Origin of the sequence: Goodfellowiella coeruleoviolacea, from assembly GCF_024171785.1 — a bacterium.
Lineage (GTDB): Bacteria > Actinomycetota > Actinomycetes > Mycobacteriales > Pseudonocardiaceae > Goodfellowiella > Goodfellowiella coeruleoviolacea.
On the sequence record NZ_JAMTCK010000032.1, the window covers coordinates 1 to 705 of the forward strand.

Here is a 705-nt window from a genome sequence, read left to right on the forward strand (position 1 = left end):
CAGCAGGGCGGTGTAGCCGGCCTGGGTGGCGGGGAAGGTCTGGGTGCCGAGCAGGCGGCCGAGGCTGTCCTTGGCGGCGGCGACGTGGAAGTCCAGGTGGGTGTCGACCCCACCGGTGATGTCCCCGACCGGGTCGATCACCGGGGTGGGGGTGGTGGTGTTGGACTTCGGGCGGGTCCTTGCCATGCTGGTGGTGCCATTCTGTTCGCTGGTACGGCTGGATGGCACGCCACCGGGACTGGCGGTCGGACAGAACAGTGATGGGTTGCCTGGGGCTACAGGCTCCTATGAGGTCACGGTCGCCAGGCCTGGTGCGCGCCTGGTGGGTCCCCCACGCCCGGACGACAACTCTCGCGAAAGGCACCCCGGTATGCGGGGGCCGGTTGACATTCTGGTCAGACCGGGCGGGAGGACCACCAGTGACATCCTCCAGGACGCCAAACCCCATCATCACTGTTGACATTTCGCGCAGGCCCAAACGGGTGAATGCCCCGTTGTTCGCCCCCCGGGTTTGGTGAGGAGGGGCACTGGGCGGACGTGGTTCGGAACCCCAGGCGTGGTGCGAAACGCCGCGAGGTTCCGAACCCGCGCCTGGCGTGTCATCCCAGCAACTGGGAACATGGGCCAGGTTCATCACCCCGTACGGTGAAAACCCCTGGCCGTCCAGGGCAGCGCCGGCCCGCGAGGGCCGGCGAGGATCGCAAC

General features: G+C 68.1%; 1 pseudogene. It reads right to left on the reverse strand.

What is annotated here, in order from left to right:
* Positions 1-186, reverse strand: a pseudogene (locus LX83_RS36815) (hypothetical protein); the annotation flags it as partial.
* Between the last annotated feature and the right edge of the window lie 519 nt (positions 187-705).